General features: G+C 55.0%; 26 protein-coding genes. 15 read left to right on the forward strand and 11 right to left on the reverse strand.

Features of this window, described 5'->3' with window-relative positions; all coding sequences use genetic code 11:
• A complete protein-coding gene (msrA, locus tag OQ287_RS03990; RefSeq protein ID WP_407658221.1) occupies positions 1-630 on the forward strand; it encodes a peptide-methionine (S)-S-oxide reductase MsrA in 630 nt (209 codons plus the stop codon).
• A gap of 7 nt (positions 631-637) precedes the next feature.
• On the opposite strand, the gene can is transcribed toward msrA, so the two are convergent.
• Positions 638-1,294: a carbonate dehydratase gene (can, locus tag OQ287_RS03995; RefSeq protein ID WP_250936814.1), complete on the reverse strand. Its 657-nt coding sequence runs from the start codon at positions 1,292-1,294 to the stop codon at positions 638-640.
• Between the two features lie 107 nt (positions 1,295-1,401).
• Between can and gorA the strand changes: the two genes are divergently transcribed.
• The 4 genes from gorA to OQ287_RS04015 all read left to right on the forward strand — a co-directional run bounded on the left by gorA (position 1,402) and on the right by OQ287_RS04015 (position 5,352).
• Positions 1,402-2,763 (forward strand): glutathione-disulfide reductase, encoded by a 1,362-nt coding sequence (gene gorA, locus OQ287_RS04000; protein WP_250936815.1) that lies wholly within the window; start codon positions 1,402-1,404, stop codon positions 2,761-2,763.
• A gap of 215 nt (positions 2,764-2,978) precedes the next feature.
• Positions 2,979-3,554 (forward strand): diaminobutyrate acetyltransferase, encoded by a 576-nt coding sequence (gene ectA, locus OQ287_RS04005; protein ID WP_250936817.1) that lies wholly within the window; start codon positions 2,979-2,981, stop codon positions 3,552-3,554.
• A 61-nt stretch (positions 3,555-3,615) separates the two neighbouring features.
• A complete protein-coding gene (ectB, locus tag OQ287_RS04010; RefSeq protein ID WP_250936819.1) occupies positions 3,616-4,878 on the forward strand; it encodes a diaminobutyrate--2-oxoglutarate transaminase in 1,263 nt (420 codons plus the stop codon).
• 78 nt (positions 4,879-4,956) lie between these two features.
• The gene (locus tag OQ287_RS04015) at positions 4,957-5,352 is read left to right on the forward strand and encodes an ectoine synthase (RefSeq protein ID WP_250936821.1); all 396 of its coding nucleotides are present in this window, start codon (positions 4,957-4,959) and stop codon (positions 5,350-5,352) included.
• A gap of 97 nt (positions 5,353-5,449) precedes the next feature.
• Here the strand turns inward: OQ287_RS04015 and OQ287_RS04020 are convergent, their stop codons facing one another.
• Together OQ287_RS04020 and OQ287_RS04025 are read right to left on the reverse strand one after the other, a co-directional pair.
• Positions 5,450-5,989 carry a DUF1161 domain-containing protein gene (locus OQ287_RS04020; RefSeq protein ID WP_265895666.1) on the reverse strand — a complete coding sequence of 180 codons (540 nt, stop codon included), beginning with the start codon at positions 5,987-5,989 and terminating at the stop codon, positions 5,450-5,452.
• A 236-nt stretch (positions 5,990-6,225) separates the two neighbouring features.
• Complete coding sequence (locus OQ287_RS04025; protein ID WP_265895667.1) at positions 6,226-6,978, reverse strand: TSUP family transporter; 753 nt, start codon at positions 6,976-6,978, stop codon at positions 6,226-6,228.
• A 119-nt stretch (positions 6,979-7,097) separates the two neighbouring features.
• Here OQ287_RS04025 and OQ287_RS04030 point away from each other — a divergent pair, with 119 nt between their 5' ends.
• The 6 genes from OQ287_RS04030 (at position 7,098) to yidD (ending at position 10,916) form a co-directional block, all read left to right on the forward strand.
• The gene (locus tag OQ287_RS04030) at positions 7,098-7,547 is read left to right on the forward strand and encodes a Fur family transcriptional regulator (protein ID WP_250936827.1); all 450 of its coding nucleotides are present in this window, start codon (positions 7,098-7,100) and stop codon (positions 7,545-7,547) included.
• A gap of 100 nt (positions 7,548-7,647) precedes the next feature.
• Complete coding sequence (locus tag OQ287_RS04035; protein WP_250936829.1) at positions 7,648-8,604, forward strand: metal ABC transporter solute-binding protein, Zn/Mn family; 957 nt, start codon at positions 7,648-7,650, stop codon at positions 8,602-8,604.
• Positions 8,601-9,332 (forward strand): metal ABC transporter ATP-binding protein, encoded by a 732-nt coding sequence (locus tag OQ287_RS04040; protein ID WP_250936831.1) that lies wholly within the window; start codon positions 8,601-8,603, stop codon positions 9,330-9,332. The genes OQ287_RS04035 and OQ287_RS04040 overlap by 4 nt, the downstream gene beginning before the upstream one ends.
• A 14-nt stretch (positions 9,333-9,346) precedes the next feature.
• The gene (locus tag OQ287_RS04045) at positions 9,347-10,183 is read left to right on the forward strand and encodes a metal ABC transporter permease (protein ID WP_250936834.1); all 837 of its coding nucleotides are present in this window, start codon (positions 9,347-9,349) and stop codon (positions 10,181-10,183) included.
• Between the two features lie 3 nt (positions 10,184-10,186).
• Positions 10,187-10,642 carry a phosphoribosyl-AMP cyclohydrolase gene (gene hisI / locus OQ287_RS04050; RefSeq protein WP_250936836.1) on the forward strand — a complete coding sequence of 152 codons (456 nt, stop codon included), beginning with the start codon at positions 10,187-10,189 and terminating at the stop codon, positions 10,640-10,642.
• The gene (gene yidD / locus OQ287_RS04055) at positions 10,623-10,916 is read left to right on the forward strand and encodes a membrane protein insertion efficiency factor YidD (protein ID WP_250936838.1); all 294 of its coding nucleotides are present in this window, start codon (positions 10,623-10,625) and stop codon (positions 10,914-10,916) included. Before hisI ends, yidD begins: the two co-directional genes overlap by 20 nt.
• 6 nt (positions 10,917-10,922) lie before the next feature.
• On the opposite strand, the gene OQ287_RS04060 is transcribed toward yidD, so the two are convergent.
• Both OQ287_RS04060 and OQ287_RS04065 read right to left on the reverse strand, forming a co-directional pair.
• Positions 10,923-11,333 (reverse strand): SufE family protein, encoded by a 411-nt coding sequence (locus OQ287_RS04060; RefSeq protein WP_250936842.1) that lies wholly within the window; start codon positions 11,331-11,333, stop codon positions 10,923-10,925.
• 62 nt (positions 11,334-11,395) lie between these two features.
• The gene (locus OQ287_RS04065; protein ID WP_265895669.1) at positions 11,396-12,538 is read right to left on the reverse strand and encodes a tyrosine-type recombinase/integrase; all 1,143 of its coding nucleotides are present in this window, start codon (positions 12,536-12,538) and stop codon (positions 11,396-11,398) included.
• 197 nt (positions 12,539-12,735) lie between these two features.
• On the opposite strand from OQ287_RS04065, the gene OQ287_RS04070 reads away from it, so the two are divergent.
• Positions 12,736-13,698 (forward strand): DNA-binding protein, encoded by a 963-nt coding sequence (locus OQ287_RS04070; RefSeq protein WP_250936854.1) that lies wholly within the window; start codon positions 12,736-12,738, stop codon positions 13,696-13,698.
• 63 nt (positions 13,699-13,761) lie between these two features.
• Here OQ287_RS04070 and nfuA read toward each other — a convergent pair whose 3' ends face one another.
• A complete protein-coding gene (gene nfuA, locus OQ287_RS04075; RefSeq protein ID WP_250936856.1) occupies positions 13,762-14,349 on the reverse strand; it encodes a Fe-S biogenesis protein NfuA in 588 nt (195 codons plus the stop codon).
• A gap of 184 nt (positions 14,350-14,533) precedes the next feature.
• Between nfuA and metH the strand changes: the two genes are divergently transcribed.
• The 3 genes from metH to OQ287_RS04090 all read left to right on the forward strand — a co-directional run bounded on the left by metH (position 14,534) and on the right by OQ287_RS04090 (position 20,582).
• A complete protein-coding gene (gene metH / locus OQ287_RS04080) occupies positions 14,534-18,235 on the forward strand; it encodes a methionine synthase (protein WP_265895670.1) in 3,702 nt (1,233 codons plus the stop codon).
• Between the two features lie 204 nt (positions 18,236-18,439).
• Complete coding sequence (locus tag OQ287_RS04085; RefSeq protein WP_265895671.1) at positions 18,440-20,092, forward strand: nitrite/sulfite reductase; 1,653 nt, start codon at positions 18,440-18,442, stop codon at positions 20,090-20,092.
• Positions 20,085-20,582 (forward strand): DUF934 domain-containing protein, encoded by a 498-nt coding sequence (locus OQ287_RS04090; protein ID WP_265895672.1) that lies wholly within the window; start codon positions 20,085-20,087, stop codon positions 20,580-20,582. The genes OQ287_RS04085 and OQ287_RS04090 overlap by 8 nt, the downstream gene beginning before the upstream one ends.
• Positions 20,583-20,653: 71 nt before the next feature.
• On the opposite strand, the gene OQ287_RS04095 is transcribed toward OQ287_RS04090, so the two are convergent.
• From OQ287_RS04095 to OQ287_RS04115, 5 genes are all read right to left on the reverse strand, one after another.
• On the reverse strand, positions 20,654-21,418 hold the full coding sequence (locus tag OQ287_RS04095) for a TatD family hydrolase (RefSeq protein WP_284732668.1): 765 nt from the start codon (positions 21,416-21,418) through the stop codon (positions 20,654-20,656).
• Positions 21,419-21,420: 2 nt separating this feature from the next.
• The gene (gene mscL / locus OQ287_RS04100) at positions 21,421-21,903 is read right to left on the reverse strand and encodes a large conductance mechanosensitive channel protein MscL (RefSeq protein WP_265895674.1); all 483 of its coding nucleotides are present in this window, start codon (positions 21,901-21,903) and stop codon (positions 21,421-21,423) included.
• A gap of 72 nt (positions 21,904-21,975) precedes the next feature.
• The gene (locus OQ287_RS04105) at positions 21,976-23,562 is read right to left on the reverse strand and encodes a peptide chain release factor 3 (RefSeq protein ID WP_250936864.1); all 1,587 of its coding nucleotides are present in this window, start codon (positions 23,560-23,562) and stop codon (positions 21,976-21,978) included.
• Positions 23,563-23,695: 133 nt separating this feature from the next.
• Positions 23,696-23,893: a hypothetical protein gene (locus OQ287_RS04110; RefSeq protein ID WP_250936865.1), complete on the reverse strand. Its 198-nt coding sequence runs from the start codon at positions 23,891-23,893 to the stop codon at positions 23,696-23,698.
• Positions 23,894-23,979: 86 nt separating this feature from the next.
• Positions 23,980-24,636 (reverse strand): metallophosphoesterase, encoded by a 657-nt coding sequence (locus OQ287_RS04115; protein WP_265895675.1) that lies wholly within the window; start codon positions 24,634-24,636, stop codon positions 23,980-23,982.
• Between the last annotated feature and the right edge of the window lie 22 nt (positions 24,637-24,658).

Genomic DNA, 24,658 nt, shown 5'->3' on the forward strand with positions numbered 1-24,658 from the left:
ATGGGTCGACAAATTCCGTTACCCACGGCCGAAACAGCACTGCCAGGACGCCAGCAGCCATTGATGGTTGACCCGGTTCACCATGTGCTTGAAAGCACGATTCAGCCCCCGTTTTCAGCACATCTTGAAGAGATTGTACTAGGGCTGGGGTGTTTCTGGGGAGCAGAGCGCCTTTTCTGGAAACTGCCGGGCGTGGATGTCACGGCGGTAGGGTATGCAGGCGGCATAACGCCGAACCCGACCTATGATGAAGTCTGTTCAGGCATGACCGGGCATGCCGAGGTTGTCCGGGTTGTCTTTGATCCTGCAAGGATCAGGCTGGACGATATTCTCCAGGTGTTCTGGGAAGCACATGATCCGACGCAGGGGATGCGGCAGGGCAATGATACAGGCACGCAGTATCGCTCGGTGATTTATACAGGCAACGATGAGCAGCTGGAGGTTGCACGTCAGAGCGCTGCCAGATATCAGCAGGCACTGACTGCGGCAGGTCGGCCGGACATAACCACCGAAATAGCGCCTCTGACCGCATTTTATTATGCGGAAACCTATCATCAGCAATATCTGAGCAAGAATCCGGCCGGGTACTGCGGACTCAAGGGGACAGGCGTCAGCTGCCCCCTTGGCTAGAACGGGGTCAGCTATGTGAGACGAAGTCGAATCGGTACAGCTGATCGACTTCGTCCAGCCCGCTACGCGAGCATTCCATGTTGTTCACCAGGCCGTTTTTCAGGCTGTAGCACCAGCCGTGCACCGACAGTTTCTGTCCACGCGCCCAGGCGCGCTGAATGATCTTGGTGCAGCTCAGGTTCCTTACCTGTGCCATGACATTCAATTCGCACATGCGATCTGCCTGGGCCTTGGGCGACAGCAGTTCAAGCTCATGACGATGTATGGCATGCAGCTGACGAATACTATGAAGCCAGTAGTCTACAATGCCGCATTCATCACCGGTCAATGCAGCGCGCACGCCACCACAGCCGTAATGGCCCACGACCATGATATGTTCAACCTTCAGCACGTCCACGGCGTATTGAATGACTGACATGGCATTCATGTCAGTGTGATGAAGAATGTTGGCTACATTGCGGTGAACGAATACTTCACCCGGGGGCAGGTCAATGATCTGGTTGGCCGGGACGCGGCTGTCGGAACAGCCAATCCATAGATAATGCGGGTTCTGCTGCTCGGATAGCCGGTTAAAGAAGTCCGGATCCTTCTCCTGCATCTGCTTTGACCATTCCTTGTTCTGATCCAATAGTTTCTGGATATCAGGAGAAGTACTTTTACTCATTGATTCATGTCCTTTTCAACGCTCATGACATTGGTCTATCGGTATAATGCGTACAGTATTCAACACATTCAGCGTTATTAAATCCTTTGCTTTCCAGGGAGTCCAGAGTGTCCAAGTTTGATTATGATCTATTTGTTATCGGTGCCGGATCAGGTGGCGTGCGGGCAGCACGCACGGCGGCCGGGAAGGGTGCACGTGTAGCGGTAGCCGAGGACCGTTATCTGGGCGGCACCTGTGTCAACGTTGGCTGCGTGCCGAAGAAACTATACTCCTATGCAGCCCACTTCAGTGCAGACTTCAAGCACAGTCAGGGCTTTGGCTGGTCATTCGATCAGAAGCCCCGGTTTGACTGGTCAACCCTGCGTGACAACAAGACACGCGAAATTACCCGCCTGAACGGTATCTACGAACGATTGCTGGACAACTCGGGCGTATTCCGCATCGACGGTCGTGCTCGTCTGACGGGGGCTCATGAGGTGGAAGTCAACGGCGAGCGCATTACTGCGGAGCGAATTCTGCTGGCTACAGGTGGATGGCCCTGGAGTCCTGATATACCCGGACGTGAGCACCTGCTCGACTCCAACCGGATATTCGATCTGGACACGTTCCCCGACCGCTTTCTGGTACTGGGGGGCGGATATATCGCCGTCGAATTTGCCAGTATCTTCAACGGTCTGGGCGCCGAAACACATCTCGTTTATCGCAGCGACCTGTTTTTGCGTGGATTCGACCATGAAGTACGTGAATTCACGCGTGATGAAATGCAGAAGAAGGGCGTCAACCTTCACTTTGAAACCAATATCGAACGCATAGACACGGACGGAGATGCCTACCGCGTCACGCTGACTTCGGGTGAAACGTTAACGGTTGATGCAGTACTGGGGGCTACGGGTCGTGTACCCAACTTTGACGGTCTGGGGCTTGAAAGCGTCGACATCGAGCTCACTCCGGCCGGCAAGATTGTGGTTGATGACCGCTATCAGACGACGGTGCCGTCCATTCTGGCCATAGGCGATATCATTGAAGGTCCCGAGCTTACCCCGGTAGCTCTGGAAGAAGCAATGCATCTGGTGGCGTGCCATTTCGACAACGAAGTTCGCGCACCGCTCGATTTGAGCAAGGTTGCCACGGCGGTATTCTGTCATCCCAATATTGGCACCGTAGGGTTGAGCGAAGAAGCGGCGCGTGAGAAGTACGCTCGCATCAAGGTGTTTGCCACGTCATTCAAGCCAATGAAGCATACGCTTTCGGGTGCGGATGAACGTTGCCTGATGAAGCTGATCGTTGACGCCGACTCTGACCGTGTACTTGGTGTGCATATGGTTGGCGATGAGGCTGGTGAACTGATTCAGGGCGTAGCCATTGCCGTCAGGGCTGGGCTGACCAAGGCAGACTTTGATGCCACCGTCGGGGTTCATCCAACCAGCGCCGAAGAGCTGGTAACCATGAGAACCGTTACGCGCGAATAGCCATGTTTCATTTTTTCCTTTTGAAAGCCGCACCGATTGTGCGGCTTTTTTTTTGAAATCAACTATCCTGGAAGACAGGCCAAGGGATGGTACCAGTCAGTCATATCCATAACATTTTTTTATGGTGACGGTTTCCATCCATAACATTCAGATTTGCCAACCTGGTGCCACATTGTTATGGTTAGTACCGAATTCGCCACCTGCGAACTATAAGCATGGATACATTCAAAGAGCCTTTTACGTCCTCTTCCGATCTGGCCAGATCAGGCGCGGAGGAGGTTATTACCAACGGGGATTATTCTCTTTTCATTCGTGCACCCGGGACAGATGACGGATGGGGCATCTATGAACTGGTCAAGTCCTGCCCACCGCTGGATGTAAATTCAGCATATGCCTATCTGCTGCTGGCAACGCAGTTCAAGGATCGTTGTGCAGTAGCCACCACGCAGGATGGCGAAATCGTGGGTTTTGTATCGGGCTACGTCAAAACCAACGCACCTGATACCTATTTTCTCTGGCAGGTGGCGGTCGGTGAAAAGGCCAGAGGAACAGGCCTGGCCCCCAGGCTGATTGAAGCAGTCCTGAAACGGCCTCATCAAAGCGAGGTTCGGCATCTGGAAACAACCATTACGCCGGATAATGAAGCGTCATGGGGGCTATTCAAGAAACTTGCTCACCGCTGGCATTCCCCACTCAACAGCCGGGAATACTTTTCAGAAGAACAATTGGGTGGTGAGCATGACCCGGAAAACCTGGTCCGTATAGGACCGTTTGCTCCAGATCGCATATAAAAGTGCTATCCCTTGAAGGGCGATGTTGCTCTCAATGTATCAAGAATTCGAGGAGACCTTGATGGAAACCGAGTATTTCGAAAATATCGAGTCAAATGTCCGTACCTATTCACGCTCCTTTCCTGTTGTATTCGAGAAAGCGGAGGGTGCCCGGATCTGGCAGAAGGACGGTACTGAATATCTCGACTTTCTGGCAGGGGCAGGGACCCTCAATTATGGCCACAGTGACCCGGACCTGAAAAAGGCACTGCTGGATTACATTGAAAGTGGCGGTATCGTTCATGCGCTGGACATGTGGACTCAGGCCAAGCACGACTTTTACAAGGCCGTGGAGAAATACCTTCTTGAGCCCCGTGGCATGGACTACAAGATCCAGTTGCCTGGCCCGACCGGGACCAATGCGGTAGAAGCTGCTCTCAGGCTGGCTCGACGCGCGACCGGACGTCACAACATCATCACGTTCACCAATGGTTTCCATGGCGTCACCATGGGAGCACTGGCTACTACCGGTAATTCACGCTTTCGCAAGGCGGCTGAGATTCCCACGCTGGGTGCCCAGTTCATGCCTTATGACGGCTATATGGGCGAGGGCGTTGATACCCTCGATTATCTTGAAAAAACCCTGAATGACAGCTCCAGCGGTATCGACAAGCCAGCGGCCGTATTCTTTGAAACGGTACAGGGTGAAGGTGGCATCAATGTAGCGTCGATCGCGTGGATGCAGCGTCTTGAGAAGATCTGCAAGGCCCATGACATCCTGATGATCGTGGACGATATCCAGGCAGGTTGCGGCCGTACCGGCAAGTTCTTCAGCTTTGAGCACGCCGGCATCATGCCTGATATCATTACCAACTCGAAATCCCTGTCAGGGTACGGGCTGCCGTTTGCCATGGTACTGATGCGGCGCGATCTTGATGTCTGGAAAAAGGGTGAATACAACGGTACGTTCCGTGGCTTCAGTTTCGCCATGGTTACGGCTACGGCCGCGCTCAGGAAATTCTGGTCCGATGACACCTTTGAAAAGGAAGTGCAGCGCAAGGGCGAGGTGGTCAAGGAGCGTTATCAGCGTCTGGCACGCATGATCAGCGAAACAGGACATCCTGCCAGTGAGCGTGGACGCGGGCTGATGCGAGGGCTTGATGTTTCAACAGGTGACATGGCGGACAAAATTACCGGCAAGGCCTTTGAAAAAGGCTTGATCATCGAAACCTGTGGTCACGATGGCAACGTGATCAAGTGCCTGTGCTCCCTGACGATTACTGATGATGAGCTTGGTAAGGCTCTTGATATTCTTGAAGAAAGTGTCAGGGAAGTCATTTCCTGATACTGGCATGTGGTCGGCGCCCATCCGGCGTCGGCCTTTCTCTCAAATTGATTTACATCATGCAAGGAGAGCCTCTTAATGATTGTCCGTAACCTTGAAGAATGCCGCAAGACCGAACGTTTTGTCGAAGCAGAAAACGGTAACTGGGATAGCACACGGCTGATGCTGGCCGATGATAAGTGTGGTTTCTCGTTTCATATCACCCGTATTTACCCGGGTACGGAAACCCACATTCATTATAAAAACCATATCGAAGCTGTATTCTGTTATGAAGGTGAAGGTGAAGTCGAAACCATTGCTGACGGCAAGATCCACACTATCAAGGCTGGCGATATGTACCTTCTGGATCAGCATGATGAGCATCTGCTGCGCGGCAAGGAGAAGGGCATGACGGTAGCCTGTGTCTTTAACCCGCCAATTACCGGCACTGAAAAACACCGTGAAGATGGCTCGTATGCCGCTGCAGATGAATGATATCTGACCTTGTTGCCTGGCATGCAGCACGATAAAAAGCCGCTCCCGTATTTACGGGAGCGGCTTTTTATCGTGACCAGCCTCGAGTACTTGAAAGCTACTTCAAATACCAGGGCGTACCATCAGCTTCGCTCTTGAACAGATCATCCTTTCTCATGTCTGCAACTGAAGGGTCCTGCCGGCCATGTTTATGCTGAGCGGCCGTATCATCAGCTTGCGGCGCAGCCCTGTACGTATCATGACGCCTTTTCGCAGTGCCTGTGTCTGCTGACGACGGCGCCGCCTTTTTTTCGGACTGAGACCCTTTGGCGGCAGCCTTGTCGTTACCATCTGCCTTTGGAGCCGGTTTGATCCGAGCAGATGGTGTGTTATCGGCATCGGTATTCGATGATGGACGCGGCGCATGTTGCGTATACATGATGGCAAAATAACGGTTGCTGCAGGAGCCGACCATTTTGCCTTCAGCGCTATCGGCGTCCGACATCTTCACCGTGTTCAGCGAAAACTGATTGTAAGGCACTCCATTGCCATGAATCTTGCTGGCGATGTCATCCATTGTGGTACTGCATGACGCAAAGGCTGCGCCGGCATTAGCCAGCAGTCCGACACATACCGTCACTTTCAGAAAATGACGCATCGTGAAAATCCCCCTAAAAACGAATCAGGCCGACCTTACCATGGCCTGATTTCAAGCACACAAGACAGAGGGCCAGACCAACAAAGCTGTAACAAAAAGATCGGAAAGGCGCATTTCGGCACAAAATCACAAGAACGCACCAGACATATTCATGACATTATTTTGGTTCGCATAATATATATTATGTTAAATACGCAATGGATTGGTAATCGAGTCTGATAATCACTGCTTACGAATTACGAAAACCAAAGCAACTTGATCGACACACTGAATGTCACGATTACCATGACGATGCGAATCAACTTCTGCCCTTTGGTAATTGCCAGGCGCGCACCAATACTGCCACCGATAACCTGACCAGCCAGCATTGCAATGCCTACGCTCCAGTACAGATCGCCAAAAACAATGAAAAATATCAGTGATGCCAGATTACTGACGAAATTGAGTACCTTGGCGTGCGCAGTGGCCTTGACCAGGTTATAGCCCATCAGGCTAACGAAGGCGATGGCCAGGAATGCGCCCGTGCCCGGGCCGAAGAATCCGTCATAAAATCCAATCAATGGCGCCGCTGTCAGACCAAACACGAACGGCGTGATGCGCTGATGCTGATCCACTTCACCCAGCCGTGGTGCCATCAGGAAGTAGATACCAAAACCGATCAAGAGCACCGGAATTACCTGCTCCAGCACGTCGGAATGCATGGTGAGCAGTAAACCACTACCCAGCGCTGCGCCCACGAAAGCCGTCAGAATCTGAAACCTGATCAGTCGAAGATCGACTTGTTTCTTTTTGACAAAATGCACCGTTGCGGCCAGAGACCCCGCCGTGGAGCCCAGCTTGTTGGTAGCGATGGCCGTAGCCGGCGGCATGCCTGTAGCCATTAGAAATGGCAGTAGAATCAATCCGCCCCCCCCGGCTATGGCATCAATGCAGCCGGCAGCCATGGCCAGCATGAAGAAAAGGAGAAGCAGCTCCGGGCCAAATGTCATCAACATGATTCCTGCTGTGATGCTTGTGTGTGGTTGTGGCATCTCGTGCGCTGACGGCGCAAGGGATGTTATCTTATCACTCGTCGATTTCCTTTCCGATTTACCTATGGCTTTATTTGATGGCTCATACTCATTCATTGAAGAATATGCTGGCCGCTGCGGAGCATCGGTGTGCTGACCGTGGGGTTCGTTTCACCGCGATCAGGCAGCGCGTCTTCGAGTTGATTGCCGGCTCCGATTCAGGACTCAAGGCGTATGACGTTCTCGATCGCCTGACCAGCGAGCACGCATCGGCTCGACCACCGACCGTCTATCGCGCGCTTGATTTTCTGCTGGAACTGGGCTTGATTCATCGCATTGAATCACTCAATGCCTACGTCGCCTGTCCCTGCCCTGATCATCATCGCGGGTTTCAGCTCATGATCTGCAAGCAATGCGGCTTTGTACAGGAGCTTCATGATACGGCCATTGCCGCGGATCTGGACGCGGCAGGAAAGCGTGAAGGCTTCCATATCGAGCGACAGACCATTGAGTTGCTCGGGATATGTGAGACGTGTCGTAGTGAATGATATTGGCGTCGGGATAAAAATGTTATAACGTAACAAAATCCCGCTCATGTGCTGTCGTGCATGCGCTCGCTACCCCGTTATCCGTTGGAGAGTTTTTCACATGCGCTTCCCCGCACTGGTTGCTACTGCCCTTTTGACCCTATCACCATTGACTGCAATGGCCGCTCCGCTATCGGTGTCTGTCAGCATCATTCCCCAGCAATGGCTGATCAAGCAGCTGGGTCAGGACAGCGTCGACGTGCAGACCATGGTACTGCCCGGGCAGGAACCGGAAGATTTTTCACCCAGCCCAAGGCAATTATCCAGTCTCTCCCATTCCCGCCTTTATTTTTCAATCGGCGTCCCCTTTGAGGCTGCCTGGCTTGACCGGTTTGCCGAGCGCGCCCCTGACATGAACATTGTCAGCATGGACAAGAACGTCGCGCACCGAAGCATAGAATCTCATGATGAGCCCTCTCACCATGACGGCGAAGCACACAATGATCATCATGCGCACGATGACCATCATCATGGACATGAAGCAGCATCCGGCCATCATCATGAAGCCGGCGCACCGGATCCACATATCTGGCTTGACCCGAATAACATGATCATCATGGCGCATAATGCTGCCGATGCCCTCGTCAACGCCCTGCCCGACCAGGCTGGCGCCATTCGCCAGCGTGAGTCCGCACTGGTCGACGAGATCAAGCAGACAGATCAGCAGATTACCCGGCAGCTCATGCCTTACAAGGGGCGTAGTTTCATGGTGTACCACCCTGCATGGGGATACTTTGCCGATCATTATCACCTGAATCAGCACCCGATCGAGCTTAACGGTCGCGAGCCTACGCCGCGTGCCCTGCATGACCTGATGACCACTGCGAGGAAAAACGGGATTCACACGATTTTTGTGCAGAAACAGTTTTCTCAGGCCACAGCACGCCGCCTGGCGGAGTCACTTGATGGCAATGTAGTGTCCATTGATCCGCTGGCGGAAGACTATCCTGCCAATCTTCACCGTATTGCCGATGCGCTGGTCGCCGGCTTTGAAAAGGCAACAGACAGTTCGTCATGACCGATGCCATACAGCTTGACAATATATCCTTTTCCTATGGCAGTCAGCGGGTACTTGATGATGTCTCATTAAGTGTCCGCCACCGGGAATTCATGGGGCTGATAGGCCCCAACGGTGGTGGGAAAAGCACGCTATTGCGCTTGATTCTGGGACTATTGCCCCCCCAGGAAGGCCGGATATCCGTGCTGGATACAACACCTCGCCGCGCAGCGCGCAGACTGGGCTATGTACCCCAGTTTGCCCGTTTTGCGCGGTCTTTCCCGATTTCGGTGGAAGATGTCGTGCTGATGGGCCGTTTGGGCCAGGGTAATATGTGGGGTTTCTGGAAGCGCAGCGATCGCCATGCCATTACCGACATTCTTGACCTGCTTGAAATTACCCATCTGCGTTCTCGTCATATCGAGGCGCTGTCCGGCGGCCAGATGCAACGCGTACTGATTGCGCGCGCACTGGTTGCCAATCCTGAAATCCTGCTGCTGGACGAGCCCACTGCCAGTGTGGACCGACACGGCGAAACCTCATTGTTTGAATTATTCAGCACGCTGAAAAAAAACATGACCGTCATGGTGATTTCCCATGATCTTGGATTTATCAGTGACTACGTGGACAGAGTAGCCTGCCTGAACCAGTCACTGGTCATGCATCCCACCGCGGCTGTCACCGCTGATACCATTAACCAGCTTTACGGCGAACAGGTGCAAATGGTGCACCATCACCATGCTCACTGACGCAGGATATACCCTTGGCCTTTCAAGATTTCTTCCACGCAGCCCTTACTGAACCCTTCTTGCGTCAGGCGTTGCTGGTCGGGCTGCTGGCGGCTCTGGCTGGCGGATTGATCGGTCCATACGTGGTGGTGAAGCGCATCGGCTATCTGGGAGGCGGTATTGCCCATACGGTGCTGGCCGGCATGGGCATCGCCTATTTTCTGGGCGGGTCACCCATTGTCGGCGCCTTCATCTGTGCGCTGGTTGCCGCAGTGATTATCGGGGTGATCAGTCTTTACAGCCCCAGGGAAGAAGATACGGTCATCAATGCCCTGTGGGCTGTCGGAATGTCCGTCGGTGTGCTGTTCATCAGCCAGACGCCCGGTTACAGCACCAACCTGACCAGCTATCTGTTCGGCAATCTACTGCTGACACCTCCTGGCCTGGCCTCCGTGCTTTCCGCGATTGTGGCAGGACTGGTACTGGTATTGCTTCTGGTGCATCGCTCCCTGACGGCCGTGATTTTCGATGAAGAGTTTGCCAGCCTGCGTGGTGTGCCCGCTCGCACACTGTATATTCTTCTACTGTGTCTGGTCGCTGTATCGGTCGTTGTATTGCTTCAGGCCATCGGCTTGATCATGGTCATCGCCCTGCTTACGCTGCCTGCTGCTCTGGCGGGGCACCATGTGCGCTCGATCAGCGCCATGATGCTGATCGCTTCACTGGCCGGCATGCTGTTTATTGTGGTGGGAATGGCCATATCATGGGTGGCCGATTTACCTTCAGGTGCCACTATTGTACTGGTCGCCGGGCTTGGTTATTTTGTCTCGATCAGTGTGCAGCATCTTTTGAAGCCCTACCGCCAAGGATAAGTCATGCCCTCTTCGTTAACGCTGTTCAAGCGTCTTGAAAAAGCAGCCCCTCGAACACGTACGGCGCTGGAGGATCTGCTGGACGCCATTCCATGGAATGAAGATGGTCTGATCCCCGCCATTGCCCAGCAGCATGATACGAAGGACGTGCTCATGATGGCCTGGATGAACCGGACCGCCCTGCAGGAAACCCTGGAAAAAATGCGCGTATGCTACTGGTCCCGCTCACGGCAGCGTTTCTGGCGCAAGGGAGAATCATCAGGTCAGGTGCAGTGGTTGAAGGAAGCCTATCTTGATTGCGACGGTGACACCCTGTTGCTGATCGTCGACCAGCAGGGCCCAGCCTGTCACACAGGGCGAAAAAGCTGTTTCTATCATCAACTGGACAGCGAAGGGGCAACAATTGCCTCGGCACCCGATATGGACCCGGAGATGTTGTATGGCGCCCCTTCCTCCTGAAGGCAGCGTAATTACCCGGTGGGCGGCTTCCTTTCTCAAGGCAGGGATACGGGCCTATCAATATGTCATCAGTCCGCTTCTGGGCCCGCGGTGTCGCTTCTGGCCAACCTGCTCAAGCTATGCACTGGAAGCCATCAGCCGTCATGGGCCCTGGCGAGGCGGCTGGCTCGCAATCAAACGCCTCGGTAAATGCCACCCCTTTCATCAGGGTGGCGTTGATCCCGTGCCGCCCTGCCGCCACTGCCCACCTGACGAGCACAACACGTCACATTGATTTCGTTCAGCCGGCGTTTTTTGCCGTGTGATAAATGTGATTCAACATGGCATGCAGGCCGTTGCTGCGAGTTGGCGATAAATGCTTGTCGAGCCCCAGCTCCTCCATGAATGCCGGTGATGTTGCAGAAATCTCCTGAGGGGTGCGCCCATTGTAGATGCGCATCAATACTGCGATCAGTCCCGAAACAATGGCGGCGTCCGAAGCCGCATCAAAATACAGCACGCCGTCTTCAAGCCGATCATGAATCCACACGTTGGACTGGCAGCCCTCGATGCGTGTCTCACTGGTTTTGAGGTGCTCTGGAAATTCCGGGAGAAGCTTTCCCATATCAATCAGATACTGGTAACGGTCCATCCAGTTATCAAACATGCTGAATTCATCAACGAGTTCCTGCTGGGCATGCTCGGTGTTCATGATTTCTCCTTGGTTGCTGGACATTGGTATCGTGGCCTTGTGCGATCAAAGGATCGTTCTTGTTATTCAATACGGCTTAATCGATGGCGAGCCTGCTGGCGCTGCCATTCATCATTTTCGGCATGCAGGTAGCGTGCCGTGGTTTCAAGTCGGGCATGACGGGCATTCATGGCCAGATAGCGTAGCTCAATCCCGGACTGCGCCTGATGCGTCAGCGACGTATGGCGAAGCCAGTGCGGCGTAGCCCGGCGCAACTGTTCAATCAAGGGATGATCCTGTGACCAGTTTCGGGCTATCAGCGCATCAGAGAGCATTGAAAACCCATCCTTGAACACCCGGTACAGCTGATTGTCGGTGACACCTCGTCGCCTGTCGAGGGCGCGAAGTACCGGTGAGTCGTCATGGGGTGGCGGCATGTCGGAAAGCCCCAGCTCGGCACGCCACTCCCTCAGCAGGGTCATCATGTCGTCCGGTACCGGCAAGCGAGCTACCTTGTTGCCCTTGCCAACGACATGCCACCACCACTGCCCTTCCTCGAGGCGAAAATCATTCATCCTGGCTCGACTGATTTCGGCTATTCGCGGCGCCATCAGATAGGCAAACCCGAACAGGAAACGGCGGCGAGCGATGAGAAAGCGTGAGCGCTGCGGTGCATCCTCTACAGGGGGATCGAGCAGCTTCCACATGGCGCACCACCATTCACGCTCAAAATACCGTTCAATCACGGGTGGTGCGGCATTATCCAGCCGGCGGCGCCGGTCGCGCATCAAGGCAAAGGGGTTGTGAGTCACCCACCCTGCTTCCTTCAACCATCCGCACAACCCCTGCAGAATCACCAGACTCTGGCGGCGGCTGGCCGGTGCCAGCCCACTTCTGAACGGACGCCACCGAGGGTGATGGCGTGGTCGTGTAGGCCCTGTCCAGTGAGAAGACGGCAATGGGTTCGTCAGAAACTGTTCGAACTCATCCAGATGGTGTCGGCGCAGGGCGTCAAGAGACAGACCGCGAAACTCAAGCCATAGCACAAAGCGTTCAGCCTCCTTGCGGTAATGCCTGAACGTGGCCGGACTGTGTCGATACTCAATCAGCCAGCGAGTAATGGCCTCTCGATCACTACGAGCTTCTATAAGCGCACCTCCCTGCCCGACCGCCGTTGACGGGGCGCACGTTATATCTGTCGCGAGGGGGGCAAGCACAATATCCATCGGATGCCTCTGACACCTGTAATGAAAGGACAGTATAACAATTCAAGATAAGACGCGTAATCTTGAATTTACGATCATGTGTGTAGTGTATTTTACGTAATACGTAATACGTAAAAAGCTTTTTACTCACTCGTTTCCAGGCTATGCTGGGGATAGAAACGCGCCGGAAAGGCGCGGCAGGGAACAGGAGCAGCATCATGGCACGCACAGGCATACGCTATGAGGATGTACAGCGGGCAATAGAGAGCCTTCTTCAGCGCGGGGAATCCCCAGGGGTACAGCGCATTCGCGAAGAGCTTGGTACAGGCAGTTTTACGACCATCAGCGATCATTTGAGGGAATGGCGGGCACGCCGCGAGGAAAATCGCGACCAGCCTCTGCCACAGTCCATCCCGGAACGATTGCAGGAATCGCTGGCCGGACTGTGGCAACAGGCACAGGAAGAAGCCAACGACACATTATCGCTTTATCGCCAGCAGGCCGATGAGAGAGTCGAGGAAGCCAACAATGTGTCGCAGCAGGCGCGCCGCGCCACGGAAGACGCCGAACAGCGTTTGGCAGCTCTAGGGGAACGATTCGACCACATGCAGGCCCGGCTGGAAGAAAAGACAGCCTCTCTGGCGCATCGTGACAGCGAATTCACGATGCTTAAAAAACACAGTGATGAGCTTGAGACCCGCTTATCGATGCGAGATGAGCAGATTGAAGCGCTCAGCGACGAGCGTCAGCGCCTCGAAAGCGAGCATCAAACCGTCATCGAAACACTTGAAGACCAGCGTCGAAAGCAGCTGGCGCAGGAGGAGAGCCGACATGAGGCTGCCGAGCACCGGCTGATGCAACTGCTGGACAGTGCACGTCAGGAAAAGAGCGACAGTGACAAGCAGGCACGCCGCAAGATCGAGCAGCTCGAAGAGCGGATCGATCGCCTGAACCAGCAGTTTGAAGGCCAGCGTCAGATGGTGCAGGACAGCGAGCGCAAGCTGCGTGAAGCCGAATGGAAAATGCAGCAGGCCCAACAGAATCTGCGCGAATCGACCGAGCGGGAGCAGCGCGCCAATCGGCAACTGGAAGAGCGTGAACGCGACAATGCCCGGCTGAAGACCGAGCTGCGTGTACTGCAGGAACGCCTGTCACGCACCACACTGCCCCCTTATATCTGATGCTCGCAAAAAAGGCGCCAACAGGCGCCTTTTTCACGTAATGCACCGAGGTGCAACCATGGCTCAATAATAGGCATTGGTCGTGTCAGAGTGGTCAGTCACATCACGCACTGCCTGAATTTCAGGAATACGCTCAATGATGGTGCGCTCAACGCCCTGTTTCAGCGTGACGTCGACGGCGGCGCAACCCTGACACCCACCGCCGAACTGCAGAATGGCAACATTATCCTCGGTCAGCTGGATCAGCTTGACCTCTCCGCCATGCGCAGCCAGGCCTGGATTGATTTCGCTGTAAAGAATGTAATTGATACGGTCTTCCATTGGGCTGTCTTCATTGACCTTGGGCATCTTGGCATTGGGCGCCTTGATGGTCAGCTGACCGCCCATTCGGTCCTTGTTGAAATCAACAACTGCTTCAGCAAGGAATGCCTCGCTGTGCTTTTCAATGAAGGCCGTGATCTTATCGAGCTCGAGGCGAATATCCGTAGGCTCTTCTTCTCCCGGGCGGCAATAGGCCAGACAGGTTTCAGCGTAGGGCGTCCCCGGCTGGGTAATGAAAACGCGCACGCCCATGCCACCTACATCCTGCTTGGACAGCAGCTCGGCAAGGTATTCCTGTGCGCTATCGGTAATTTCGATGCTGTCACTCATGATAATCCTCTGGATTCTGTACAGAAATTGGCCTTATGGTACGTCAATATCGATGAACGACACAATTCCCGAGTAATTTGATCAAGTAATCGCTCGCGCCGCATTCGGCGTTTTCTGCTATTTTGAGCAGCCGCTGGCTGGCCCCTGAACCAGCAACAATATAACCATTTCCGGAGCTCGACCGTTGAAGACCAGCACGCCTCATTGCGAAGAACTGACTCACGCGCTCAAGAACCGCATCCTTATACTGGATGGCGGCATGGGTACCATGATTCAAGGTTATGGCTTCGAAGAATCGGACTTTCGCGGCGAGCGCCTTGCTGACTGGTCAACGGATCTTCAGGGTAATAATGACCTTCTGACCCTGACTCGTCGCGACGATATCAAATACCTCCATCGTCTGTACCTTGAAGCCGGCGCCGATATCATTGAAACCAACACCTTTAACAGTACGCGCCTGTCACAATCCGATTACGCACTTGAATCCCTGACCCGTGAATTGAACCTTGAGGCCGCCCGGCTGGCGCGAGAAGTCTGCGATGAAGTCGCCGCAGAAACCGGACGCCCTCGCTACGTGGCCGGCGTTCTTGGGCCAACCAGCCGAACCGCGTCACTGTCTCCGGACGTCAATGATCCCGCCAAACGCAATATTACCTTTGACGAACTGGTCGAGAACTATCTTGAAGCGGCGGAAGCCCTGATTGAAGGTGGCTCGGATCTTCTGCTGATCGAAACCATTTTCGATACCTTGAACGCCAAGGCAGCAATCTACGCACTGGAAGTGTTGTTCGAGCAGCTCGGCCGACGCTTGCCGATCATGATTTCCGGCACCATTACCGATGCCTCCGGACGCACCCTCTCCGGTCAGACCACGGAAGCGTTCTGGAACTCGGTACGCCACGCCAATCCGATTTCTGTCGGGTTGAACTGTGCGCTGGGGGCCGAGGATCTGCGACCGTACCTGGAAGAGCTGTCGAACCGCGCCGATACCTTTGTCAGCGCTCACCCGAATGCGGGGCTGCCAAACGAGTTTGGCGAGTACGATCAGACACCGGAAGAGATGGCTGAAATCGTCAAGTCATTCGGTGAGCGCGGCCTGATCAATATCATTGGCGGCTGCTGTGGCACGACACCTGAGCATATTCGGCGGCTTGCCGAGGCCATGGAGGGCCTGACTCCCCGTGTCGTACCCAGCATTTCGCCGGCCTGCCGGCTTGCCGGTCTGGAGCCATTTACCATTTCCCGGGACAGCCTGTTTGTCAACGTCGGGGAACGCACCAACGTTACCGGTTCAGCCCGCTTCAAGCGGCTGATCAAGGAAGAAGAGTACACTACGGCACTTGAAGTAGCGCTCGAGCAGGTCGAAAACGGCGCCCAGATCATCGATATCAACATGGATGAAGGCATGCTGGAATCGGAAGAAGCGATGGTTCGCTTTTTGAACCTGATCGCTTCCGAGCCCGACATCTGCCGCGTTCCGATCATGATCGACTCGTCCAAGTGGGACATTATCGAAGCCGGCCTTAAATGTGTTCAGGGCAAGGCCGTTGTCAATTCGATTTCTCTCAAGGAAGGCGAAGCCCAGTTCCGGGAGCAGGCCACCAAATGTCGCCGCTACGGAGCGGCCATTATCGTAATGGCCTTTGATGAACAGGGTCAGGCAGACACCTTTGCCCGCAAGACCGAAATCTGCCAGCGGGCCTACCGGTTGCTGGTGGACGATATCGGCTTTCCGGCCGAAGACATTATCTTTGACCCCAACATCTTTGCCATCGCCACGGGCATCGAAGAACACAATAACTATGCCGTGGATTTCATCGAATCCTGCCAGTGGATTACCGACCACCTTCCCCACGCCATGATTTCGGGCGGAGTGTCGAACGTCTCCTTCTCGTTTCGTGGCAACAATCCGGTGCGCGAGGCCATCCATTCGGTCTTTCTGTATCACGCCATCAAGGCAGGATTGACCATGGGGATCGTCAACGCCGGTCAGCTGGCCGTCTATGATGACCTGCCCTCGGAACTGCGTGACGCGGTCGAGGATGTTGTCCTCAACCGCCGCGAAGATGGCACCGAACGCCTGCTGGATATCGCTGAAAAATACCGGGGTGATGGCTCCAGCGGCCCCAAAAAGGAAGATCTCGAATGGCGTGGCTGGGATGTAGAGAAGCGCATCGAGCACGCGTTGGTCAAGGGCGTAACGGCATTCATCGAGGAAGATACCGAGCTGGCACGCCAGCGCGCGACACGGCCGATCGAAGTAATCGAAGGCCCCCTGATGAACGGGATGAACGTGGTAGGCGACCTGTTCGGTGACGGCAAGATGTTCCTGCCTCAGGTCGTGAAGTCAGCGCGAGTCATGAAACAGGCCGTCGCTTACCTGATTCCGTTTATCGAAGCCGAAAAGAGCGGCGCCAACGAGACCAAGGGCCGAATCATCATGGCCACGGTCAAGGGCGATGTACATGACATTGGCAAGAATATCGTGGGTGTGGTGCTCCAGTGCAACAACTACGAGGTGATTGACCTGGGGGTCATGGTGCCCTGCGAAAGGATTCTCGCTGCCGCCCGCGAACACAATGCGGATATTATCGGGCTGTCAGGACTGATCACTCCCTCACTGGATGAAATGGTGCACGTTGCAAAGGAAATGGAGCGTCAGGGATTGAAGTTGCCGCTTCTGATCGGGGGGGCCACCACCTCGAAGGCCCACACTGCCGTCAAGATCGAACCCAACTTCAGTGAGCCCGTCATCTATGTCAGCGATGCCTCCCGCGCAGTAGGCGTAGCCAGTCGCCTGCTTTCGCCCCAGCTCAAGGGGCCTTATGTGCAGGAGATTCGTGATGAGTACGTCAAGGTTCGTGAGCGAAACAGCAAGCGCCGGCCCAAGGGCTCCGACATCAGCTATGAGCAGGCCCGCGAGCGCCGTGCTGCGCTTGACTGGCACCGGTACACCCCACCCAGACCGACGTTTCAGGGGCTGATGACCTTCGAGGATTACGACCTTGATGAGCTGGTTGAAAAGATAGACTGGACGCCATTTTTCATGAGCTGGCAGCTGGTGGGCAAGTACCCGAAGATCCTCGACGATGAAATTGTCGGAGAGGCGGCCAGAAGCCTCTTTGCCGATGCACAGGTCATGCTGGCAAAACTCATCGATGAAAAACACCTTGAGGCGCGCGGAGTGATCGGATTCTGGCCTGCCAACTCCGTCGATGATGACGTCATCGAGCTTTATACCGATGAAAGTCGCACTACCATTCACGAACGCCTGCACCACATTCGTCAACAAAGCAGCAAAAGCCGCGACGGCCTCTGCTATAGCCTGGCCGACTTTGTGGCCCCGAAAGCCACCGGCCGTGAAGACTGGCTTGGCGGATTTGCAGTCACGACCGGCCATGGGGCTGACGAACTGGCCAGACAGTACGAGGAAGCCGGCGATGATTACAGTGCCATTATGGTCAAGGCCCTGGCAGACCGACTGGCGGAAGCCTTCGCCGAGCGACTTCACGAGCGAGTGCGCAAGGAATTCTGGGGGTATGTTCCGGACGAGAACCTGGACAACCAGGCCCTGATTGGCGAGAAATACCAGGGCATCCGCCCGGCTCCGGGATACCCGGCCTGTCCGGATCATACCGAAAAGGCCGCGCTGTTCTCCCTGCTTGAAGCACCGGAACGTACCGGAATGATACTTACCGAGAACTTTGCCATGTGGCCGGCTGCAGCCGTCTCCGGCTGGTATTTCTCTCATCCGCAGTCGCGTTATTTTTCGACAGGCAAGATCGGCCGCGATCAGGTCGAGGCCCTGGCTGAACGAAAGAACATGGCAATGCCCGAGATTGAGCGCTGGCTTTCGCCGGTACTGTCCTACGACCCGGAAAACTGACAGCGCGGCAGGTTTGGCCAGCGGTATCCGTTTTACCGATATGGCTTTTTATGCAGAGTGGTCGACCTGCCACTTCTCCCGGAAGTAAAGACGTGTATCCTGTCAGGATAACGACAGTCTGCCGGGGCCTGATCCCCGGCTATCGTGTCTTATTCATGCTGCCTGCACCTGTCAGGTGGCCCAACAGCAGGACATCATTTTACGATGTATCGCTACGACACTTATGATCAGACCCTCGTCGAAGAACGAGTGGCGCAGTTCCGTGACCAGATGACACGCTTTCTGGAAGGCCGGCTCGGCGAAGAGGAGTTTCGCCCCCTGCGCCTGCAAAACGGCCTGTACATCCAGCGTCATGCGCCCATGCTGCGCATTGCAGTCCCTTATGGCATGTTGTCTTCCCATCAGTTGCGCACCATCGCCGACATTACCCGCCGGTACGATCGGGCCTATGGCCACCTGTCCACGCGTCAGAACGTACAGATCAACTGGCCGAAGATCGAGGATGTGCCGGATATTCTGGCTGAGCTGGCTGCCGTACAGATGCACGCCATCCAGACCAGCGGCAACTGTGTGCGCAACACCACCACGGATCAGTTTGCTGGCATCGCTCAGGATGAAGTAGAGGATCCACGGGCGTGGTGTGAGCTGATTCGTCAGTGGTCTACCCTGCACCCGGAATTTGCCTACCTGCCCCGCAAGTTCAAGATTGCGGTAACCGGTGCTACCCATGATCGAGCTGCCGTCCAGGTCCACGATATCGGCATCCGCCTGTGGCATACCGAAGATGGTGATGTCAGGGCCTGCATGATGGTCGGCGGCGGCCTTGGCCGTACACCAACGGTAGGCACCGTTATTCGCGAAGACTTGCCGTGGCAGCACATCCTGACCTACATCGAAGCCATCGTACGGGTCTATAACCAGTTCGGGCGCCGCGACAACAAGTTCAAGGCGCGCATCAAGATTCTGGTCAAGGCACTGGGCATCGACGAGTTCCGTCGCCGTGTGGATGAAGAATGGGCTTACCTCGAGAACGGCAGTCAGACCATTACTCAGGAAGCCATCGATCATGCACGCAGCTTTTTCCCCGATCCCGAGCGCCATCCGGTCGATCAGGCCGGCATTGATGCCTTTGAGCAGCTGCGCAGGGACAACAAGGCCTTCGGCCGCTTCGTGACCAACAACGTAACCGGCCACAAGGTGCCTGGTTACTGTGCAGTCACTCTGTCGCTCAAGCACAAGACCCATGCTCCAGGCGATATTACGGCCGACAAGATGGATGTAGTGGCTGATCTTGCCGATCGATACGGGTTTGGCGAGCTGCGCATCACCCATGAGCAGAACATGGTGCTGTCCGATGTACCTGTCGATGAGCTCGAGTCACTCTGGAAGGCTCTGGATGCACATGACATGGCCAGCCCGACCATCGGCACCCTGACCGACATCATCTGCTGTCCCGGGGGCGATTTCTGTTCGCTGGCCAATGCCAAATCGATTCCCATCGCACAGGCCATCCAGGCCAAATTCGATGACCTCGATTTTGTCTACGATCTTGGCCCGCTGGATCTGAATATCTCCGGCTGCATGAATGCCTGCGGGCATCACCACGTAGGTAACATCGGGATTCTGGGCGTCGACAAGAAGGGCGAAGAGTATTACCAGGTCTCTCTGGGCGGCTCCAGTCTTGATGATGCTTCCATTGGCAAGATTCTCGGCCCTTCCTTTTTCCGCGAAGATGTACCCTCGGTGATCGAAAAGGTCCTGCAGGTATACGTGCGTGAACGCCATGAAGACGAGCGATTCGTTGAAACCTATCGCCGTCTGGGCATCAAGCCCTTCAAGGAGTATGTCTATGCGTAATGTTATTCGCCTTGATGGTGTGCACCATGATGAGTGGACACTCAGCCGCGATGAAGAGCAGCTGCCTGATGCGCGCCCTGCCATTGTACCGCTGGCCCTGTGGCAGGCCGCCGATGATCGATCAGAACTGGCTCCCTGGCTGCCCAGTGATACCGTCATGGACACCAGACTGCTTGACGCGTTGAAGACGACACATCTGATCGCCATTGACTTCCCGGCCTTCACTGACGGCCGGGGCTATACGCTGGCACGGCTTTTGCGCGAGCGAGCAGGCTACACCGACGAGATCTGCGCAATCGGTGATGTGCTGGTGGATCAGCTTTATTACATGCGCCGCTGTGGCTTCGACAGCTTTGACCTGCGTGAAGATCAGGACCCGCAGGATGCAATGCGGGCATTTGAAAGCTTTACGGTGCATTACCAGACTGGCACGGATCAGCATGAAGCCCTGTTTGAACGGCGTCTGCGCGAGCGTCAGCTTAACGCGTAGCATGGCCATTGAAGGTCTGTGTCACCACGAAAGAGCCATCCTCCATGGGTGGCTCTTTTTATTATCCTGACTCAAAGCCTGAACAGGCGTGTTGTATTATCAGCGGTATATCGGGAGAGCGTGTCCGCCGAAACATGACGCAGTTCAGCGGCTTTACGGCATGTCTGAACGATATGTGATGGCTCGTTGCGCCCGGTAATCCCTGCCGGCTGCATGTCAGGGGAGTCTGTTTCCAGCACAAAACCATCGTCAGGAAGAGCCGCTACTACTCGGTGTAATCGATGCGCACCGGGATGGGTCATTGCGCCCCCCACACCCAGCAGGTACCCCAGATCCAGCAACCGCCTTGCCTGCTGCCAGCTACCACTGAAGGCATGTATCAGCCCCCGTCGCGGGAGATCCATCTCGCGGAGTCGCTTGCTCAGCTCGTCGTTCATGCCAACACAGTGCAGCACCACCGGCAGATCATGGGTCTTGGCCAGCCTGAGCTGCGCATTGAGCAGCGACCACTGTTCATCCAGTCGCCCCATTCGTCGATCCAGACCACATTCACCTACTGCAACGGCCTGCCCGCTGCCCAGCATGCGCTCCAGACAGTCAAGGTCATTATGGCCGGCATCAGTGTCGATCCGGTGCACATCAAGAAACCAGGGGTGAAGCCCATGACAGATACTTATCGATGCATCCGCAGCCAGCGTGCATTGACGCTTGAACCGATCCGCTGTAGTGCCGGCATCAATCATATGCATGATACCGGCACACCGGGCACGCGCCTTGACCTCCTCAAGATCGACATCAAACGCCGACAGGGAAAGATGGCAATGCGCATCGATCATGATCAGGGCGTCTCAGCGTCCAGATGAGAAGTGCAGGCCGGGCAGCGAGACGCGGCCAGCGGCAGCTGTGTCAGGCAATAAGGACAGCTTTTGGTAGCAGGCACCTTCTCAGCCACGGGGGCTGGCGTGTCGTGCAGCGTCCGAAGGCGATTGACAGCCCGCACGATGATAAACGCCACAAAGGCAATAATAATGAAGGAAATGGTTGAATTGATGAAATTGCCGTAATTGAGCGTGACGGCACCTGCCTGCTGAGCCTGCTCAAGGGTGAGATACGGCGCAGGGGTGGCGCCGGATTTCAATACGACAAAGAGGTTGGAAAAATTCATTCCACCGGTAATCAACCCGATCAAGGGTGAAAAAAGATCCTTGACCACACTGCTGACAATCGCGGTGAAGGCACTTCCCACCACGATGCCAATGGCCATGTCGACCACGTTACCCTTGACGGCAAAGGTCCGGAACTCCTCAAGAAATCCTTTCACGTGACGCTCCCTGACGGGCTGCCCGAGGCAGCCCCATGTTGATATCGGAAATACTGCACCTGCCGGCAGGTGTCAGTGTTCGCGCGTTGCCAGAAAACGAACGTCAGGCCAGCGCTCCTGGGTGAGCTGAAGATTAACGCGCGTAGGCGCAAGATATGTCAGACACCCCCCGCCATCCAGCGCCAGATTTTCACCCGCCTTGTTCCGGAATTCCTCGAGCTTGCGATCATCGCCATAGACCCAGCGCGCTGTCTGCACGTTGATGCCTTCATAAATGCATTCGACCTTGTACTCATCCTTGAGTCGATGTGCGACCACATCAAACTGCAGCGTTCCCACGGCTCCGACAATGAGGTCATTGTTATTAAGCGGCATGAATACCTGTGTCGCCCCTTCTTCGGAAAGCTGTTGAAGGCCCTTTTGAAGCTGCTTCATCTTGAGCGGATCCTTCAGGCGCACACGCTTGAACAGCTCGGGAGCAAAATGAGGAATGCCGGTAAAACGCATGTCCTCACTGAAAGTGAAGGTATCGCCGATCTGAATGGTGCCGTGGTTATGCAGCCCAATGATATCTCCCGGCCATGCTTCTTCTACATGTGAACGGTCCGACGCCATGAAGGTCAACGCATCGGCAATCTTGACGTCCTTTTTGATGCGCACATGACGCATTTTCATGTTTTTTTCGTATTTGCCCGAACACACACGCAGGAAGGCTACCCGGTCACGGTGCTTGGGGTCCATGTTGGCCTGGATCTTGAAGACAAAGCCGGTAAAGCGCTCGTCATCCGACTCGACTTCACGAACATTTGTTTCCCGCGACTGGGGTGGCGGTGCATATTCAACAAATCCGTCAAGCATTTCACGTACGCCGAAATTCCCCATGGCTGTACCGAAATAGACAGGTGTCAGTTCACCACGCAAATAAGCGGCATGATCAAACTCATGGGATGCTCCCTTGACCAGCTCGATCTGCTCCCGCAGCTCTTCAGCGACATAATCGCCCAGCTCTCGATCAACCTCGGGGTTATCAAGGCCCTGAATGAACCGATCATCAGGAATACGCTTCCCCTGCCCCTGCGTGTACAGATGCACCGTATCGTTTAGAAGGTGATAGACCCCACGGAACTGCTTGCCCATGCCTATCGGCCAGGTAATGGGAGCGCAGGCGATATTCAGCGTGGTCTCGATGTCATCCATCACCTCAATGGGATCTCGGATGTCACGGTCCATTTTATTGACGAAGGTCAGAATCGGCGTGGTTCGCAGACGACAGACCTCCATCAGCTTGATGGTACGGTCCTCTACCCCCTTGGCACCATCGACCACCATCAGCGCCGAGTCCACGGCCGTCAGTGTGCGATAGGTATCCTCGGAAAAATCCTCGTGCCCTGGCGTATCCAGCAGGTTGACCATACGTCCCTGATAAGGGAACTGCATGACGGAGGTTGTGACGGAAATGCCGCGCTCCTGCTCCATCTTCATCCAGTCGGAAGTGGTGTGACGTGCGTCACGCTTGCTCTTGACTGCTCCGGCGACCTGAATGGCATTTCCGAACAGCAGCAGCTTTTCGGTAATCGTGGTTTTACCCGCGTCGGGGTGGGAAATTATCGCAAAGGTGCGACGCTTGGCGGCTTCCTGCGCAACAGCAGTAGTTGACATCGACTTGATTCAATCCTGATAAGCATGTCACCGGTACAGCAAGCTGCACCGGTGGGAAGTGGTCAGTACTAGGTTGACGGGTATTTTCGCTGATCACGCCGCGACAAACAATCAGGGCAGGGAAAGGAGGTGGTCAGATGGTGTTGAGGTTGACCTTGAGCTGGAGCTGGACTTCGATATCAGTGTCCTGTGGCGTATGGATAATCCGCTGCACTTCCAGCTCCTGATTATCCAGCAGCATCCACTCACCCACCTTCGGGATCAGCTTCATTTGAATGACCTTCGGCTTGGCATAGGTCGACGGCTGAAATGCACAACGAACACGGTACATGCGGATACTCCCGGTGCAGAGTAAAAAGGACTCAATATCAGGTTAACGGCGGACCACCGCATGTACTTTAATCAATTCTCACTCATTCAAAGGCACGCCAGCACCTGATCCAGCGGCTCAACGGTGAGACGGCGCGTATGATAGGCACCGGTATCGATATAACGCACATTGCCAAGCATCATCGGCGACCCCACCACCGTATGACCCACGATGACTGCATCGATGCCCTCAACCGGCGTGGTATCGCCGGTCTTGTGGCGTCGGCGCGACCATAACAGGCGGGTTTCCACCTCTTCGGTCATGTCATCAAGTTCTGACCAGCGAGCTGGCGGATTGGCATGAACGATACCAACCCGACGTCCTCCGGATACCTCGATCTCATAGGCCAGTGGCATGGCCTGCCACGCCTGATTCAGCACACGACTGACATCCGGCGGATTTTCCTTCAACACCCAGCGACCGCCATTTTCCTGCCAGTTGTTCCACATGCGGCCCTTCAGTGCATTTACGGCCATGGCCTCATGATTGCCACGTACCGAGAAAAACCAGGGATTATCCATCAAGGCCAGGCACTGCATCGAGGACGGACCACGGTCAATAAGGTCACCCACGGCAAACAGGCGATCCACGGCCGTATTGAATTCCAGCGTCTCGAGCGCCGACATCAATCGATCATATTCACCATGCAAATCCCCCACGACATAATCCTTTCCTTCCGTATTCAAGGCCATACGCTCGATCATGGCACCAGGTTCCTGTGCAGTG

This window comes from Larsenimonas rhizosphaerae, from assembly GCF_026240105.1.
Classification (GTDB): domain Bacteria; phylum Pseudomonadota; class Gammaproteobacteria; order Pseudomonadales; family Halomonadaceae; genus Larsenimonas; species Larsenimonas rhizosphaerae.

Bases quoted from the DNA above. Each gene is read 5' to 3' on its own strand.
- msrA (WP_407658221.1), top strand. From the start codon at position 1: ATGGGTCGACAAATTCCGTTACCCACGGCCGAAACAGCACTGCCAGGA.
- can (WP_250936814.1), bottom strand. From the start codon at position 1,294: ATGAGTAAAAGTACTTCTCCTGATATCCAGAAACTATTGGATCAGAAC.
- ectA (WP_250936817.1), top strand. From the start codon at position 2,979: ATGGATACATTCAAAGAGCCTTTTACGTCCTCTTCCGATCTGGCCAGA.
- ectB (WP_250936819.1), top strand. From the start codon at position 3,616: ATGGAAACCGAGTATTTCGAAAATATCGAGTCAAATGTCCGTACCTAT.
- OQ287_RS04015 (WP_250936821.1), top strand. From the start codon at position 4,957: ATGATTGTCCGTAACCTTGAAGAATGCCGCAAGACCGAACGTTTTGTC.
- OQ287_RS04020 (WP_265895666.1), bottom strand. From the start codon at position 5,989: ATGCGTCATTTTCTGAAAGTGACGGTATGTGTCGGACTGCTGGCTAAT.
- OQ287_RS04025 (WP_265895667.1), bottom strand. From the start codon at position 6,978: ATGACATTTGGCCCGGAGCTGCTTCTCCTTTTCTTCATGCTGGCCATG.
- OQ287_RS04030 (WP_250936827.1), top strand. From the start codon at position 7,098: ATGGCTCATACTCATTCATTGAAGAATATGCTGGCCGCTGCGGAGCAT.
- OQ287_RS04035 (WP_250936829.1), top strand. From the start codon at position 7,648: ATGCGCTTCCCCGCACTGGTTGCTACTGCCCTTTTGACCCTATCACCA.
- OQ287_RS04040 (WP_250936831.1), top strand. From the start codon at position 8,601: ATGACCGATGCCATACAGCTTGACAATATATCCTTTTCCTATGGCAGT.
- hisI (WP_250936836.1), top strand. From the start codon at position 10,187: ATGCCCTCTTCGTTAACGCTGTTCAAGCGTCTTGAAAAAGCAGCCCCT.
- yidD (WP_250936838.1), top strand. From the start codon at position 10,623: ATGGCGCCCCTTCCTCCTGAAGGCAGCGTAATTACCCGGTGGGCGGCT.
- OQ287_RS04060 (WP_250936842.1), bottom strand. From the start codon at position 11,333: ATGAACACCGAGCATGCCCAGCAGGAACTCGTTGATGAATTCAGCATG.
- OQ287_RS04065 (WP_265895669.1), bottom strand. From the start codon at position 12,538: ATGGATATTGTGCTTGCCCCCCTCGCGACAGATATAACGTGCGCCCCG.
- OQ287_RS04070 (WP_250936854.1), top strand. From the start codon at position 12,736: ATGGCACGCACAGGCATACGCTATGAGGATGTACAGCGGGCAATAGAG.
- nfuA (WP_250936856.1), bottom strand. From the start codon at position 14,349: ATGAGTGACAGCATCGAAATTACCGATAGCGCACAGGAATACCTTGCC.
- OQ287_RS04085 (WP_265895671.1), top strand. From the start codon at position 18,440: ATGTATCGCTACGACACTTATGATCAGACCCTCGTCGAAGAACGAGTG.
- OQ287_RS04090 (WP_265895672.1), top strand. From the start codon at position 20,085: ATGCGTAATGTTATTCGCCTTGATGGTGTGCACCATGATGAGTGGACA.
- OQ287_RS04095 (WP_284732668.1), bottom strand. From the start codon at position 21,418: ATGATCGATGCGCATTGCCATCTTTCCCTGTCGGCGTTTGATGTCGAT.
- OQ287_RS04105 (WP_250936864.1), bottom strand. From the start codon at position 23,562: ATGTCAACTACTGCTGTTGCGCAGGAAGCCGCCAAGCGTCGCACCTTT.
- OQ287_RS04110 (WP_250936865.1), bottom strand. From the start codon at position 23,893: ATGTACCGTGTTCGTTGTGCATTTCAGCCGTCGACCTATGCCAAGCCG.
- OQ287_RS04115 (WP_265895675.1), bottom strand. From the start codon at position 24,636: ATGATCGAGCGTATGGCCTTGAATACGGAAGGAAAGGATTATGTCGTG.